At 69.9% G+C, this 13900-nt stretch carries 15 protein-coding genes; 13 read left to right on the top strand and 2 right to left on the bottom strand.

The window, feature by feature from the left end; genetic code table 11:
* Positions 1–53 precede the first annotated feature (53 nt).
* Positions 54–887, top strand: coding sequence for a glycine zipper 2TM domain-containing protein (locus K5L01_RS03925; protein ID WP_272494036.1), 834 nt, complete (start codon positions 54–56; stop codon positions 885–887).
* Positions 888–1115: 228 nt separating this feature from the next.
* Here the strand turns inward: K5L01_RS03925 and ppsA are convergent, their stop codons facing one another.
* Positions 1116–3494, bottom strand: coding sequence for a phosphoenolpyruvate synthase (gene ppsA / locus K5L01_RS03930; protein ID WP_250062118.1), 2379 nt, complete (start codon positions 3492–3494; stop codon positions 1116–1118).
* A 194-nt stretch (positions 3495–3688) separates the two neighbouring features.
* Between ppsA and ppsR the strand changes: the two genes are divergently transcribed.
* From ppsR to K5L01_RS03990, 12 genes are all read left to right on the top strand, one after another.
* Positions 3689–4510, top strand: a complete 822-nt coding sequence (gene ppsR / locus K5L01_RS03935; protein WP_250062119.1) for a posphoenolpyruvate synthetase regulatory kinase/phosphorylase PpsR — start codon at positions 3689–3691, stop codon at positions 4508–4510.
* A gap of 49 nt (positions 4511–4559) precedes the next feature.
* Complete coding sequence (locus K5L01_RS03940) at positions 4560–5075, top strand: DUF1249 domain-containing protein (RefSeq protein WP_250062120.1); 516 nt, start codon at positions 4560–4562, stop codon at positions 5073–5075.
* A gap of 30 nt (positions 5076–5105) precedes the next feature.
* Entirely contained in the window at positions 5106–5594 is a 489-nt protein-coding gene (locus K5L01_RS03945) for an NUDIX hydrolase (protein WP_250062121.1), read from the top strand.
* A 102-nt stretch (positions 5595–5696) separates the two neighbouring features.
* Positions 5697–6311 carry a DUF2239 family protein gene (locus tag K5L01_RS03950; RefSeq protein WP_250062122.1) on the top strand — a complete coding sequence of 205 codons (615 nt, stop codon included), beginning with the start codon at positions 5697–5699 and terminating at the stop codon, positions 6309–6311.
* A 133-nt stretch (positions 6312–6444) separates the two neighbouring features.
* Positions 6445–7059 (top strand): CDP-alcohol phosphatidyltransferase family protein, encoded by a 615-nt coding sequence (locus K5L01_RS03955; protein WP_250062123.1) that lies wholly within the window; start codon positions 6445–6447, stop codon positions 7057–7059.
* Between the two features lie 49 nt (positions 7060–7108).
* The gene (gene phaE / locus K5L01_RS03960) at positions 7109–8143 is read left to right on the top strand and encodes a class III poly(R)-hydroxyalkanoic acid synthase subunit PhaE (RefSeq protein WP_250062126.1); all 1035 of its coding nucleotides are present in this window, start codon (positions 7109–7111) and stop codon (positions 8141–8143) included.
* Entirely contained in the window at positions 8140–9204 is a 1065-nt protein-coding gene (locus tag K5L01_RS03965; RefSeq protein ID WP_250062128.1) for a class III poly(R)-hydroxyalkanoic acid synthase subunit PhaC, read from the top strand. Before phaE ends, K5L01_RS03965 begins: the two co-directional genes overlap by 4 nt.
* Complete coding sequence (locus K5L01_RS03970) at positions 9201–9569, top strand: DUF5329 family protein (protein WP_250062130.1); 369 nt, start codon at positions 9201–9203, stop codon at positions 9567–9569. The genes K5L01_RS03965 and K5L01_RS03970 overlap by 4 nt, the downstream gene beginning before the upstream one ends.
* The gene (locus K5L01_RS03975) at positions 9559–10023 is read left to right on the top strand and encodes a hypothetical protein (protein ID WP_250062132.1); all 465 of its coding nucleotides are present in this window, start codon (positions 9559–9561) and stop codon (positions 10021–10023) included. Before K5L01_RS03970 ends, K5L01_RS03975 begins: the two co-directional genes overlap by 11 nt.
* Positions 10024–10178: 155 nt before the next feature.
* Positions 10179–10394, top strand: a complete 216-nt coding sequence (locus tag K5L01_RS03980) for a hypothetical protein (protein ID WP_250062134.1) — start codon at positions 10179–10181, stop codon at positions 10392–10394.
* Between the two features lie 197 nt (positions 10395–10591).
* Positions 10592–12934, top strand: coding sequence for a Tex family protein (locus K5L01_RS03985; protein ID WP_250062137.1), 2343 nt, complete (start codon positions 10592–10594; stop codon positions 12932–12934).
* 31 nt (positions 12935–12965) lie between these two features.
* Entirely contained in the window at positions 12966–13130 is a 165-nt protein-coding gene (locus tag K5L01_RS03990; RefSeq protein WP_250062139.1) for a hypothetical protein, read from the top strand.
* A gap of 87 nt (positions 13131–13217) precedes the next feature.
* Here K5L01_RS03990 and K5L01_RS03995 read toward each other — a convergent pair whose 3' ends face one another.
* Complete coding sequence (locus K5L01_RS03995; RefSeq protein WP_250062141.1) at positions 13218–13847, bottom strand: TetR/AcrR family transcriptional regulator; 630 nt, start codon at positions 13845–13847, stop codon at positions 13218–13220.
* Positions 13848–13900: the final 53 nt, after the last annotated feature.

The following is a 13900-nucleotide window of genomic DNA, read 5'->3' on the forward strand; positions in this document are numbered from 1 at the left end:
ATCATGGTGCAATTGCTACAGTCAACGGGCGGGCAATCCGCAGGGAGCAGACGATGAAGAGCAGCACGACGACGGTTCTGGTGGCGGCGGGTGCGCTGCTGGTGGGCGGCATCGCCACCGCGGCCTTCATGAGCGGGCGCGACAAGAGCGCCCCCCTGCCATCGCCGCACACGGAACAACCGCTGGCCGAGGCGACGACGCCGCCGGCCGAGGATGCCGCGGTCGACGACAGCGTCGCGCCGCCGGTGGCCGCGCTGGTGTATGCCGATGTCCTGAAGGTCGACCCGGTCACCCGCAACGAACCGGCCTACGCCACCGTGATCGGTACCGATCCGGTCCGCGAGACCTCGACCACCATGGTGCCGCGCGAGGTCTGCGAGGACGTGGTGGTACAGGAGCGCCTGCCGGAGCGCGACGGCAACGTCGGCGGCACCGTCGCCGGCGCGGTCATCGGCGGCCTGCTGGGCAACCAGGTGGGCAAGGGCAGTGGCCGCAAGGCCGCGACCGCGGCCGGCGCCGTCGCCGGTGGCGTGATCGGCAACCAGGTCGACAAGCGGCATGTCGGCGGACGCGTGGTCCAACGTACCGAGCGCCAGTGCCACACCGAACAGACGCCCTCCGAGTCGTCCCGTGTCACCGGCTACAACGTTACCTACCGCAAGGCCGACGGCAGCACCGGCAGCATGCGCATGGACCAGCAGCCCGGCAACCGGATCTCGCTGGGCAACACCCGTCGGACCATCGGCTATGACGTGACCTACCGCCTCAACGGCGAGGAGCAGAAGATCCGCATGGACGACAAGCCCAGCAGCGACCGCCTGCCGGTCATCGACGGCAAGGTGGTGACGCGGACCGCCGCCGCGGAGTCCGCCGGCACCCGGCAGTAACCTCCGGACGGGTCGCGCCATTGCCGCCTGTGGCCGCGGTGCTGCAACCGCCGGCAGCATGATCGACGCCCCCTTTCCGGGGGCGTCGTCGTCTGCGCCCGGGCTGGGGCGAGGCCCGCCCGGCGGCCGGACGGTCCGCCCACCGTTGACAGCTCCGGCTGCCGCCGCCGGAAAACACGAAGCCCCGGCGGACCGGGGCTTCGTCTGTTCAACCCGACGGGCGCGCGGTCAGGCCGCGGCCTTGCTCTTGGCCAACCGCAGCCAGGTATCGACCACGGTATCGGGATTGAGCGAGACCGACTCGATGCCCTCCTGCATCAGCCACTCGGCGAGGTCGGGGTGATCCGACGGCCCCTGGCCGCAGATGCCCACATACTTGCCCTTGGCGCGGGCGGCCTTGATCGCCATCGACAGCAGCTTCTTGACCGCCGGGTTCCGTTCGTCGAACAGGTGCGCGACGATCGAGGAATCGCGGTCCAGGCCCAGCGAGAGCTGGGTGAGGTCGTTGGAGCCGATCGAGAAGCCGTCGAAGATGTCCAGGAACTCCTCGGCCAGCAGCGCGTTGGAAGGCACCTCGCACATCATGATGATCTTCAGGCCGTTCTCGCCCTGCTTGAGGCCGTTCTGCGCCAGTACCTCGACGACCTTGCGGCCTTCCTCGAGGGTGCGCACGAACGGGATCATGACCCACAGGTTCTCCAGGCCCATCTCGTTGCGCACGCGCAGCACCGCCTGGCATTCCAGGGCGAAGGCGCGGGCGAAGCTCGGATCGACATAGCGGCTGGCGCCGCGGAAGCCGATCATCGGGTTCTCTTCGTGCGGCTCGTAGGTGCTGCCGCCGATCAGGTTGGCGTACTCGTTGGACTTGAAGTCCGACAGACGCACGATCACCGGGTTCGGCGCGACCGAGGCGGTGAGAGTGGCGATGCCTTCGGCCAGGCGGTCCACGTAGAAGCTCACCGGATCCTTGTAGCCGGCGATCTTGGCGTCGATCTTGGCCTTGGTCGCCGGATCCTGGCGGTCGTACTCCAGCAGCGCATTCGGATGCACGCCGATGTGGCTGGCGATGATCATCTCCAGGCGCGCCAGGCCGATGCCGGCATTGGGCAGCTGGCCGAAGTCGAACGCGCGCTCCGGGTTGGCGACGTTCATCATGATCTTGAGCGGCGCCGGCGGCATGTTGTCCAGGTCGGTGGTGGTGCGCTCGAAGTGGAGCTTGCCGGCATAGATGAAGCCGGTATCGCCTTCGGCGCAGCTGACGGTGACTTCCTGGCCGTCCTCGATCACCTGGGTGGCGTTGCCCGAGCCGACCACGGCCGGCACGCCCAGCTCGCGCGCGATGATCGCCGCATGGCAGGTGCGGCCGCCGCGGTTGGTCACGATCGCCGCGGCGCGCTTCATCACCGGCTCCCAGTCCGGGTCGGTCATGTCGGCGATCAGCACGTCACCGGGCTGCACCCGGCTCATGTCGTCCAGCGACTTCACCACGCGCGCGACGCCCGAGCCGATCTTGGCGCCGACGGCACGGCCTTCGGCCAGTACCTTGGCGCCCTTGTCGGCCAGCGCGAAGCGCTCGATCTGGGTGGCGTGGCTGCGCGACTTCACCGTCTCCGGACGCGCCTGGACGATGAACAGCTTGCCGCTGACGCCGTCCTTGGCCCACTCGATATCCATCGGGCGGCCATAGTGCTTCTCGATGATCAGCGCCTGCCGGGCGAGCGCATGCACGTCCTCGTCGCTGATGGAGAAGCGGCCGCGCAGGTCGGCCGGGGTGTCCTCGACCCGCACCCGCTCGCCGGGGTCGTCCGAGTACACCATGCGGATCGCCTTGGAACCCAGCGAACGGCGCAGGATCGCCGGCTTGCCGGCCTGCAGCGTCGGCTTGTAGACGTAGAATTCGTCAGGGTTGACCGCGCCCTGGACCACCATTTCGCCCAGCCCGACCGACGAGGTGACGAACACCACGTCGCGGAACCCGGATTCGGTATCCAGGGTGAACAGCACGCCGGACGAGCCCGAACCGGAGCGCACCATCAGCTGCACGCCGGCGGACAGGAACACGTCCTCGTGCTTGAAGCCGTGGTGCACGCGGTAGGCGATGGCACGGTCGTTGTAGAGCGAGGCGAACACTTCCTTGACCTTGTGCACGACGTCGTCGGCACCGGTGACGTTGAGGAAGGTCTCCTGCTGGCCGGCGAACGAGGCGTCGGGCAGGTCTTCGGCGGTGGCCGAAGAACGCACCGCCACGGCCACCTCGCCACCGCCGTTGTCGGCGCACAGCGCGGCATAGGCCTCGCGGATGTCCTTGTCCAGCGCCGGCTGCAACGGAGCATCGGTCACCCAGCCGCGGATTTCGCCGCCGGCGACGGTCAGGGCCTCGACGTCTTCCACGTCCAGCGTGGCCAGCCGGTCGAAGATGCGCTTGGACAGGTCGTTGTGGGCGATGAAATCCTTGAACGCTTCGGCGGTGGTGGCATAGCCCCCCGGCACCGACACCCCGAGCCCGGCAAGGTTGCCGATCATTTCGCCGAGCGAAGAATTCTTGCCACCCACGCGTGCCAGATCGGCCAGGCGCAGCTCATGCAACCACAGGATGTTCTCGTTCAAGCGCGATGCTCCGTTGGGGCCATCGCCCGAGGCGGGCTGGTTTGGCCACGTCCGTAGGAAGAAGCCAATATGATGCAGTGCACACCCAAGCCGCACAAGCTTGTGACATTACTTTGTCTTGTGCTTGTCTTTTCCCGGACAGGCGCCGGCCAGTGCGGCCTGCCTGCTTCCCACTCCTTCCCGAGGACTCCTGCATGACGGCGATCCGGCCGGTTTTCTATGTGTCAGACGGTACCGGCATCACCGCCGAAACCGTGGGCCACAGCCTGTTGACCCAGTTCTCGGGCTTTAGCTTCGTGACCGATCGCCTGTCGTTCGTGGACGATACCGACAAGGCCCATGCGGCGGCGGAAAGCATCCGCGCCGCCGGCGAGCGCTACCGGATACGCCCGATCGTGATCAGTTCCTGCGTGGATTCGGGGCTGGCCAAGGTGCTCGAAGAGAGCGGGGCGCTGGTGCTGGACGTGTTCGAGCCGTTCATCGGCCTGCTGGAAAACGAACTGGGAGCCGCGCGCCACGCCAAGATCGGCCAGGCCCACGGCATGGTCGATTTCGAACGTTACCATCGCCGCATCAACGCGATGAACTTCGCGCTCAGCTACGACGACGGCATCGCGGTGAACTACGACGAGGCCGACGTGGTGCTGGTGGCGGTATCGCGCGCCGGCAAGACCCCGACCTGCATCTACCTGGCCCTGCACTACGGCCTGCGCGCCGCCAACTACCCGCTGACCGAGGAGGACCTGGAGAGCGACCGGTTGCCGCCGCGCCTGCGCCCGTACCGCAACAAGCTGTTCGGCCTGACCATCGATCCGGAACGCCTGCAGCAGATCCGCCAGGAGCGGCGCCCCAATTCCCGCTACGCCAGCGCCGAGGTCTGCCGCCGCGAGGTGGCCGCCGCCGAGCTCATGTTCCGCATGGAGCGCATTCCCACGCTGAGCACCACCCACACCTCGATCGAGGAGATCTCCAGCAAGGTGCTCGGCACCCTGGGCCTGCAACGGGAGATGTTCTGAGCGCCCGGCCGCGCATCCCCGTGCCGGGCCGGGCGTGTACGATCACGGCATGAACCAGGCGCTTTCCCGCGTTGACCGCCTTCCCAAGCTCAGCCGTCTCGGCTGGCTGATGGGGCTGTACGCGGAGAACTACCGGCACCTGACCCGCCTGTTCGCACCTGAGCGCCTCGTCCACGGGCATTACGTATCGTCCATCGGCGACGGACTGGACCTGTGCCTGGACGTGATCGAGTGCCACCGCTACACCGTGGAACTGCGGATGACCTACGGCATCCGCGACCCGCTGACCGGCGAACCGGATCCCTCGGCCTACCTGCGCGTCTACCGCGACGCGCGGCAGGCCGAGAGCACACACTGCTACGTCGGCCGGCGCTGGCAGGACGTGATGGGCATGTACCCCCCGGCCGCCGAACTGGTCAGCCACCGGCTGCGGATGAACACCTTCCTCGGCAAATGGCTGGAGTACCTGGCCGAGCGCGGGCATGGCGTGGCCACCCTGCGGCGGGCGGCGGCCGAGCCCCACGCGCCGGCGGCCGCCTGCCGCATCGGCGCGGATCGTCCATAATCGGCGGCTGATCCACCGCTGGACCCCGTAATGCCGTATACCCCGATCGTGGCCACCCTGGGCTACGTGCTTTCGCCCGATCGTCGCCAGGTGCTGATGATCCACCGCAACACCCGTCCCGGCGACCACCACCTGGGCAAGTACAACGGCCTGGGCGGCAAGGTCGAGCCAAGCGAGGACGTGCTCGCCTGCATGCGCCGCGAAATCGCCGAGGAGGCGGGCATCGACTGCACCGATATGCGCCTGCGGGGCACCCTCAGCTGGCCGGGATTCGGCAAGCACGGCGAGGACTGGTTCGGGTTCGTCTTCATCATCGACCGCTTCGAGGGCCGCCCGCACGGCGGCAACCACGAAGGGACGCTGGAGTGGGTCGATGTCGACAAGCTCGACCGGTTGCCCATGTGGGAAGGCGACCGTCATTTCCTGCCGCTGGTGTTCGACGACGATCCGCGGCCGTTCCATGGCGTGATGCCCTACAAGGACGGCCAGATGCAGTCCTGGGCATTCAGCCGGATGTAGCGCCGTCCCGGACCGCAGGACACATCGGAAATAAAACCCGGATGATATTGACGGAACTATATACCCGGGTAATAATCCGGCTTTCCTTCCCGGTGCCCGACCATGCCCGCCACTCCATTGCCGCTCTACAGCCTTTTCCAGGGGCACCGCCATGTCGCCTGCGGTTCCCCCGAGGTCGTCGCCCTCGCACTGCGGCAGCTGCGCCAGGTATCGCCATCGCCGCCCGCGCTGGTGTTCGACAACACGTCCGGACGCACGCACGACTTCGACACCCGCGGCAGCGAGGCCGAGGTACGGGCGCGGCTCGCCGCGCCACCGCCGCCCGAGCCGGCTCCAGGCCCAGCCGACCCGCCCGCGGCACGGGGCCGCGGACGGCCCCGGTTGGGCGTGGTCGGTCGCGAAGTGACCCTCTTGCCGCGCCACTGGGCCTGGCTGGGCGAGCAGCCGGGGGGCGCATCGGTGGCATTGCGGCGACTGGTGGAGGCGGCCCGCCGCACCCAGCTCGACAAGGACCGCCGCCGCCGCGCGGCCGAGCGCGCCTATCACTTCCTGCAGACCCTCGCCGGTGATCTGCCGGGCTTCGAGGAGGCCCTCCGTGCGCTGTTCGCCGAAGATCACGCGCGCCTGGAGGCGCTGGCCGGCAACTGGCCGGCGGACGTGCGCACCCATGCGCTGCGCCTGGCCACCCCCGACGAGGACGACGCTTCCACCGGCTGACGCCCGGCAGCGGGCACCGCCTCGGTGGCCGGAGGCCAATGCCCGGCGCTCCCTGCCAGCGCCAGGGCAGGTCGACACCGTGCCGACGCAGGCTACGCTCTACTCTGCACCGTCCCCTGCATCGCGAGGCTCCATGAAACGCCATTTCTCCATGCTGCGCGACTTCCAGCTCGCCGACTGGTTCACGCTGGTCAATGCGTTCTGCGGCACCGGCGCGGTCTTCGCCGCGATGCGTTTCCTGCAGGAGGGCGAGCGCGGCTTCCTGCTGTTCGGCATGGCGCTGATCCCGCTGGCGTTCGTGTTCGATGCGCTCGATGGCCGGGTCGCGCGCTGGCGGCAGTCCGCGTCCACCCTCGGGCGCGAACTGGATTCGCTGGCCGACGTGATCTCCTTCGGCGTCGCGCCCGCGGCGCTGGCCTACGCCTGCGGCATGCAGGGCGGGTGGGACTGGCTGGTCCTGAGCTACTTCGTCTGCTGCGGCGTCGGCCGCCTGGCGCGCTACAACGTCACCGCGGAGGCGATCGCCGGCGACGCCGACAAGGTGCCGTATTTCGAGGGCACGCCGATCCCGACCAGCCTGGCGCTGGTGGTCGTGCTCGCGGTGGCCGCGCACGTCGGCGCGATCGGCCCGGCGGTATGGGGCGGGGTTTGGCAACTCGGGCCATGGCAGCTGCATCCGCTGGTGCTGCTGTTCGCGCTGTCCGGCTCGTTGATGATCAGCAAGACCCTGCGCATCCCCAAACCCTGACCGCGGTCCTGCGGCCGCGTTGCTATCATCGCCGTGGTACTGCGGGAGCATGAAGATGGCGATGGCCGAGGACAATGACGGAACCGGGTTCGACGCCAGCCTGAAGCGCAGCTGGGACGCCTGGCTGCATGCGCTGGGCGAAGCCCCCGGCGCCACTGCGGACAACGGGTTCGACTGGCGCGAAGGCCTCACCCGGTGGGCCCAGCTGGTCGCCACCGACGCCCCCGCGCAGGCACAGCAGCTCGGGGCCCACCTGCAGCAGCAGGCGAGCGGTTGGCTCGGGGCGATGCAGCAGCTGGCGGCCAGGTTCGCCGGCCGCGACACCAGCGCCGCCGAGATCGCCGCGGCCTGGCGCGACAGCGTCGAAGGGCAGGGCGATGCGATGCTGCACTGGATGCTCGATGCCGCCCGCGGCGGCCTGGCCGGGCCGTCCTGGTGGGAGCATCCGCTGTTCCAGGGCCTGCGTGAGGGCATGGAGGGCGGCGACTGGCTGAAGGTCCCGGCGTTCGGGCCGGCGCGCGAGCACCAGGCGCGCTGGCAGGCACTGCTGCGCGCCCAGCGCGAGCACCGGCAGCACATGGACGCCTACGCCGGCGTGCTCCGCGGCGTACTGGACGATGCCTTCGTGCGCTTCGAGGCCAAGCTGGCCGAACACGAGGCGCCCGGCCGCCAGTTGACCGGGGCACGGGCCTTGTTCGACCTGTGGATCGACGCCGCCGAAGACGCCTACGCCGCGGTCGCGCTGTCCGACCGCTTCCAGCGGCTCTACGCCGAGCTGGCCAACAGCCAGCTGCGGCTGCAGGCCGCCGCCCGCCAGGAGCTGGAGCGCGCCTGCGAGCAGTTGGGCATGCCGACCCGCACCGAGATGGATGCCGCGCACCGGCGCATCGCCGACCTGGAACGCTGGGTCCGGCGCATGGCCAACGCCTCGGCGGCGCCCCCGGTGGCCACCGCCGGGATGCCGGCCGATGCCCCCACCGCCACGCGCCGGCGCAGGGCCGCCCCGAAAGCAGGCGGGAGTGCGGCGAAGAAGACCGCGACGAAGAAGGCCACGGCCGCCCCGCGGCGCGGAGGCAAGGCATGAAGGGGCCGCTGGGCTTCGGCATGGACGACCTGCTGCAGGAGACCCTGCAGCTGCAGCGCAAGCTGGCCGACGGACTGAAGCTGCTGCCGGCGGTGGAGGACGTCGAATACGGCGTCACCGAGCGCGAGGAGGTCTGGAGCGACGGCCGGGTCAAGCTCTACCGCTTCGTCGGCCCGCAGCCGCCATCGTCACGCCCGCCGCTGCTGATCGTCTATGCCCTGGTCAACCGTCCCTACATGGTGGACCTGCAGGACGGCCGCTCGCTGGTGCAGAAGTTGCTCGCGTCCGGACAGGACGTCTACGTGCTGGACTGGGGCTACCCCGACCGTTCGGAACGCTTCCTGGACCTGGCGGACTACCTGCTGCGCTATGTCGATGGCGCCGTCGACCACCTGCGCGCGGCGCATGGCGGGCCGCCCAGCCTGCTCGGCATCTGCCAGGGCGGCGTGTTCGCGCTGTGCTACGCCGCGCTGCGGCCGCACCAGGTGCGCAACCTGGTCACCATGGTCACGCCGGTGGACTTCCATACGCCGGATAACATGCTCTCGCACTGGGCGCGGCACGTGGACGTGGACCTGTTCGTCGACACCCTGGGCAATGTCCCGGCCGATCTGATGAACGCCAGCTACCTGATGCTCAAGCCTTTCCGGCTGAACGTGCAGAAGTACGTGGGGATGCTGGACATCCTCGACGACAGGCAGGCGCTGGAGGATTTCCTGCGCATGGAGAAGTGGATCTTCGATTCGCCCGACCTGGCCGGCGAGGCCTTCCGCCAGTTCGTCAAGCAGTTCTACCAGGCCAACGGGCTGATGCACGGCAGTGTCTGCATCGGCGGCGAGGCCGTGGACCTCGCCCGGGTACGCATGCCGGTGCTCAACATCTATGCCGAGCAGGACCACTTGGTGCCGCCCGCGGCATCGCGGGCGATGCGCGACCGGCTGGGCACCGGCGACTACACCGAGCTGGGCTTCCGCGGCGGCCATATCGGGCTCTATGTCTCCGGCCGCGCCCAGCGCGAGGTGCCCCCGGCCATCCACGACTGGCTGGACGCACGGACATGAGCGCGGCCCGCGCCTGCCTGCTGGCGGCGTTGCTGGTGGCCGGCAGCGGCCAGGCGGCCACGCCGCCGACGGCCACCGCGCAACGGGAGATCAACGGCCTGATGGAGGCGCTGGCGCACTCCGGTTGCCGCTTCCAGCGCAACGGACACTGGCACGAGGCCGGCGAGGCGCAGCGCCACCTGCAGCGCAAGTACGCCTATCTGCACAAGCGCGGCCTGGTCGACAGCGCGGAGCGGTTCATCGAGCGTGCGGCCTCGCACAGCAGCCGCAGCGGCAGCGCGTACCGGGTCGCGTGCCCGGGCCGTCCCGAGCAGGACGCGGCGCCCTGGTTCCGCCAGCACCTGGCGGAGCTGCGTGGCCGCTGATCGGCCGCGGCAGGGGACGGCGCCGCGGCGCCTGGCCTGGCTGCTGGGCGCGCTCTGGACCCTGCCCAACACCGTGATCGGCCTGGCCGCGGGGCTTGCCGGGCTGCTGGCCGGCGCCCGCGCGCACTGCAGTCGCCGTGACCATGCCCTGGTGTTCCAACACTGGCCGTGGGGACCGGGCGGCGCGATCACCCTGGGCATGGTGATCCTGCACACGGGCCCGACCCTGGACACCGCCTGCGATACCTATGAACACCGGGCCGGCCGCTGCCGGCATCCGCGGATCCGCCTGGGTGACCATGAGCGCGCGCACGTGTTCCAGTACATGGTGCTGGGGCCGTTGTTCCTGCCGGTCTACCTGCTCTGTGGCGGGGTCAGCGTGCGCAACCCGTTCGAGCGGGCGGCCGACCGCTACGCACTGCAGGGCCGTGGGTGGTGGCCCGGCAGGCCTTGACGGAATGCGCGACCAGGCACGCATCGCAGTACGAGCGTGACGGCCAGCGCATTACCGGCGGGCCGTCATGAATCGTCAACCTCCCTTGAACATCGCGATAACGCCCGCGCGCCTAAAGTGGAACCGTTACAGACGCAACAGGAGTACCGGTCACCATGGCAGTGGTTCTTTATATCGGTGGCAGCAAGGACGGTAAGAAGGGTGTGGTTCCGTACGGTTTCAGCAAGACCCGCATGGATACCGACAAAGGCCCCGAGATCTACGTGGAACGCATGATGGACATCAGCGGCAAGGGCCGCATGCGGGTGATGGTGCTGGAGGATCTGCGCGAGGAGATCGCCGTCCAGCAGCTCAGCCGCCACCTGGGCTGAGGCCCGCCCCTCCGCGCTCCGCCACGGCGCGGGGCCGGCGCAGGGGATTCCCGCCGCGCCGCCGGCATGACAGGCGCCTGCATCGGCCAGGCTGGCGCCGGGCCGAAGCAACCCCGGACCCCGCTGTCAACGGCTTCCCCGTGCTGGAGCGCGCTGCCAGAATGCGGCCTCCCGAGTAGCGGCAGCCCCCGGATCCCATGCAAGAAAGCACGCTCGCGCAGCAGATCGCGCAGACCATCGCCGACGAGATCGGTGCACAGCCCACCCAGGCCAAGGCCGCCATCGCCCTGCTGGACGAGGGTGCCAGCGTTCCGTTCATCGCCCGCTACCGCAAGGAAGTGACCGGCGGCCTGGACGATACCCAGCTGCGCAACCTGGAAACCCGCCTGACCTACCTGCGTGAACTGGAGGACCGCCGTGCGGCGGTGCTGGCCAGCATCGCCGAGCAGGGCAAGCTGAGCGACGAGCTGCGCAACGACATCCTGGGCGCGGACACCAAGAGCCGCCTGGAAGACCTGTACCTGCCGTACAAGCCCAAGCGCCGCACCCGTGCCCAGATCGCCCGCGAAGCCGGGCTGGAGCCGTTGGCGGACAGCCTGCTGGCCGATCCCGCCCAGGATCCGCAGGGCTGCGCCGCCGCCTTCGTCGATGCGGACAAGGGCGTGGCCGACGTCAAGGCCGCGCTGGAAGGTGCCCGCGCGATCCTGATGGAGCGCTGGGGCGAGGACGCCGCACTGGTCGGCGAACTGCGCCAGTGGCTGGCCGACGTCGGCGTGATCCGCGCCCGCGTCGCCGAGGGCAAGGAGACCGAAGGTGCCAAGTACCGCGATTATTTCGAGCATGCCGAATCGCTGGCGAAGATACCTTCGCACCGGCTGCTGGCGCTGTTCCGCGCGCGCCGTGAGGAGATCCTGTTCCTGGAGCTGGACCCGGGCGGTGACGCCGAGGCCGGCCACCAGTACGCCGAGGGCCGCGTGGCACGCAACGCCGGCATCGCCGACCAGGGCCGGGCCGCCGACCGCTGGCTGCTCGACGCCTGCCGCCTGACCTGGCGCGCCAAGCTGCACATGCACCTGCTGCTGGACCTGTTCAACCAGGCCCGCGAGAAGGCCGAAGCCGAGGCCATCGCCGTGTTCGGCGACAACCTCAAGGACCTGCTGCTGGCTGCCCCGGCGGGCCCGAAAGCCGTGCTCGGCCTGGATCCTGGCATCCGCACCGGCTGCAAGGTGGCGGTGGTCGACGCCACCGGCAAGCTGCTGGCCACCGAGACGATCTATCCGCACGAGCCCCGGCGCCAGTGGGAACAGTCGCTGCAGACGCTCAAGCGCCTGTGCACCACGCACGGGGTCGAGCTGATCGCGATCGGCAACGGCACCGCCAGCCGCGAGACCGACAAGCTGGCCGGCGAGGTCATCCAGGCCTGCGACACGCCGAAGCTGCAGAAGATCGTGGTCAGCGAGGCCGGCGCTTCGGTGTACTCGGCATCCGAGTTCGCGGCCCGCGAGTTCCCGGGGCTGGACGTCTCGCTGCGCGGCGCGGTGTCCATCGCCCGCCGCCTGCAGGATCCGCTGGCCGAGCTGGTCAAGATCGAGCCCAAGGCGATCGGCGTCGGCCAGTACCAGCATGACGTGGACCAGTTCCGCCTGGCCAAGGCGCTGGATGCGCGCGTGGAGGACTGCGTGAACGCCGTCGGCGTGTTCGTCAACACCGCCTCGGCGGCCCTGCTGTCGCGGGTTTCCGGGCTGAGCGCGAGCGTGGCCGAGAACATCGTCCGCCACCGCGACGAGAACGGCCCGTTCAAGCGCCGCAAGGACCTGCTCAAGGTGCCGCGGCTGGGCGACAAGACCTTCGAGCAGTGCGCCGGCTTCCTGCGCATCGCCGATGGCGACGAACCGCTGGACGCTTCCGCGGTGCACCCCGAGGCCTACCCGGTGGTGGAGCGCATCGTCGCCGCCGCACAACGGTCGATCAGCACGCTGCTCGGCGACGGCCGCTACCTGCGCGGCCTGAAGGCCGAACAGTTCACCGACGCGACCTTCGGCCTGCCGACCGTGCGCGACATCCTCAAGGAGCTGGAAAAGCCCGGACGCGACCCGCGCCCGGAGTTCAAGGCCGCACGCTTCGCCGAAGGTGTGGAGGACATTAAGGACCTGCGCGAAGGCATGGTGCTGGAAGGCGTGGTCAGCAACGTGGCCGCGTTCGGCGCATTCGTCGACATCGGCGTGCACCAGGATGGCCTGATCCACATTTCCGCGCTCTCCGACACCTACGTCAAGGACCCGCGCGACGTGGTCAAGGCGGGCGACATCGTCAAGGTGAAGGTGCTGGAGGTGGATGTCGTACGCAAGCGGATCGCCCTGACCCGACGCCTGGAGGACACCCCGGCGGCGGCGAAGCGCACCGACAAGGCCGGCGGGCAGGGCACTCCGGCCCGCCGCGACAACGGCCGCGGCGCCCCCGCACGGGGCCCGCGGACCGGCAGCGCGCCGCCGGCGGACAATGCCCTGGCGGAGGCCTTCGCCCGCGCCCGGCGCGGCTGACGCCCCGGCGTTCGCGGACCACGGCGGGGGCATGACCGTCGCCGTGCCCGGTGGCCTGCCACAGCACAGTGGCGCAGTGGATGCACCGCGCCGCGCCTGGCGGCCCATGGCCGCGGCAAGCACCTATGCCCGCGCACCCAGGCGCTACCTGGACGGCGACGCCCTGCGCTGCGTGCAGGATGACGGTCCGGCGTAACCGGCCGGCGCCGGAGTCCCGGCCGTCAGGCGCCGGGGACGTCCACCGCCGTTCCCGGCCTGGTACCGGCCCGCGCTCGGCCCCGCATCACTCCGCCGCGGGGGTTCCGCGCTCTTCCAGCATCGCCAGCACACCGACGATCAAGGCGTCCATGCCGGGGGCGAACTCCGCTTCGAGTTCGGCCAGTTCGCGGTCATCGCCAGGCGAGGGCCGGCCGGTGTCCACCGCCATCGCCGAATACAGGGCGTCCGCGCCCGCGAAGCAGTGGAACGCCAGGGTCGCGAGCAGCCAGCGCGCCTGCCCGGTCGACAGCCCGAACACCTCGGCCACATGCCGCTGGTGGGCACCGATCTTGTCGAGCATCGGCGCGGTGGCCGCCGAGCGCCGGAGCAGGTAGGGCGTCAGCCCGGGGTGCGCCTTCACCAGTGCCTGCGAAGCGGCGACGAAGCGCCGCAGGTAGCCCTCGAGCTCCCCGTCCTCCCCGCGCACCGCCAGGGGAGGGGCCCAGCGCTGGAAGATCGCCTCGGCCACCAGGTGCTTGAGCGCCTCCAGGTTCGGCACGTGGCGGTACAGGGCCACCGGGCTGACCCCGAGGGCACCGGCGACCCCGACAAACGTGAGGTTCGGCAGGCCCAGCGCGATGCCGGCCTCGGCGATGCGCTGCGGGGTGATGCGGCGGGGGCGTCCGCGGGCGGGGGGCGGCTGGCCAGCGTGCATGGGTCCTGTTCGTCTGTAGCGGGCGTCCATCTAGCCGCCTTGTTGCCCTCGGG

The organism is Stenotrophomonas mori (assembly GCF_023556335.1).
In the GTDB taxonomy this organism is placed as follows: Bacteria; Pseudomonadota; Gammaproteobacteria; order Xanthomonadales; family Xanthomonadaceae; genus Stenotrophomonas; species Stenotrophomonas mori.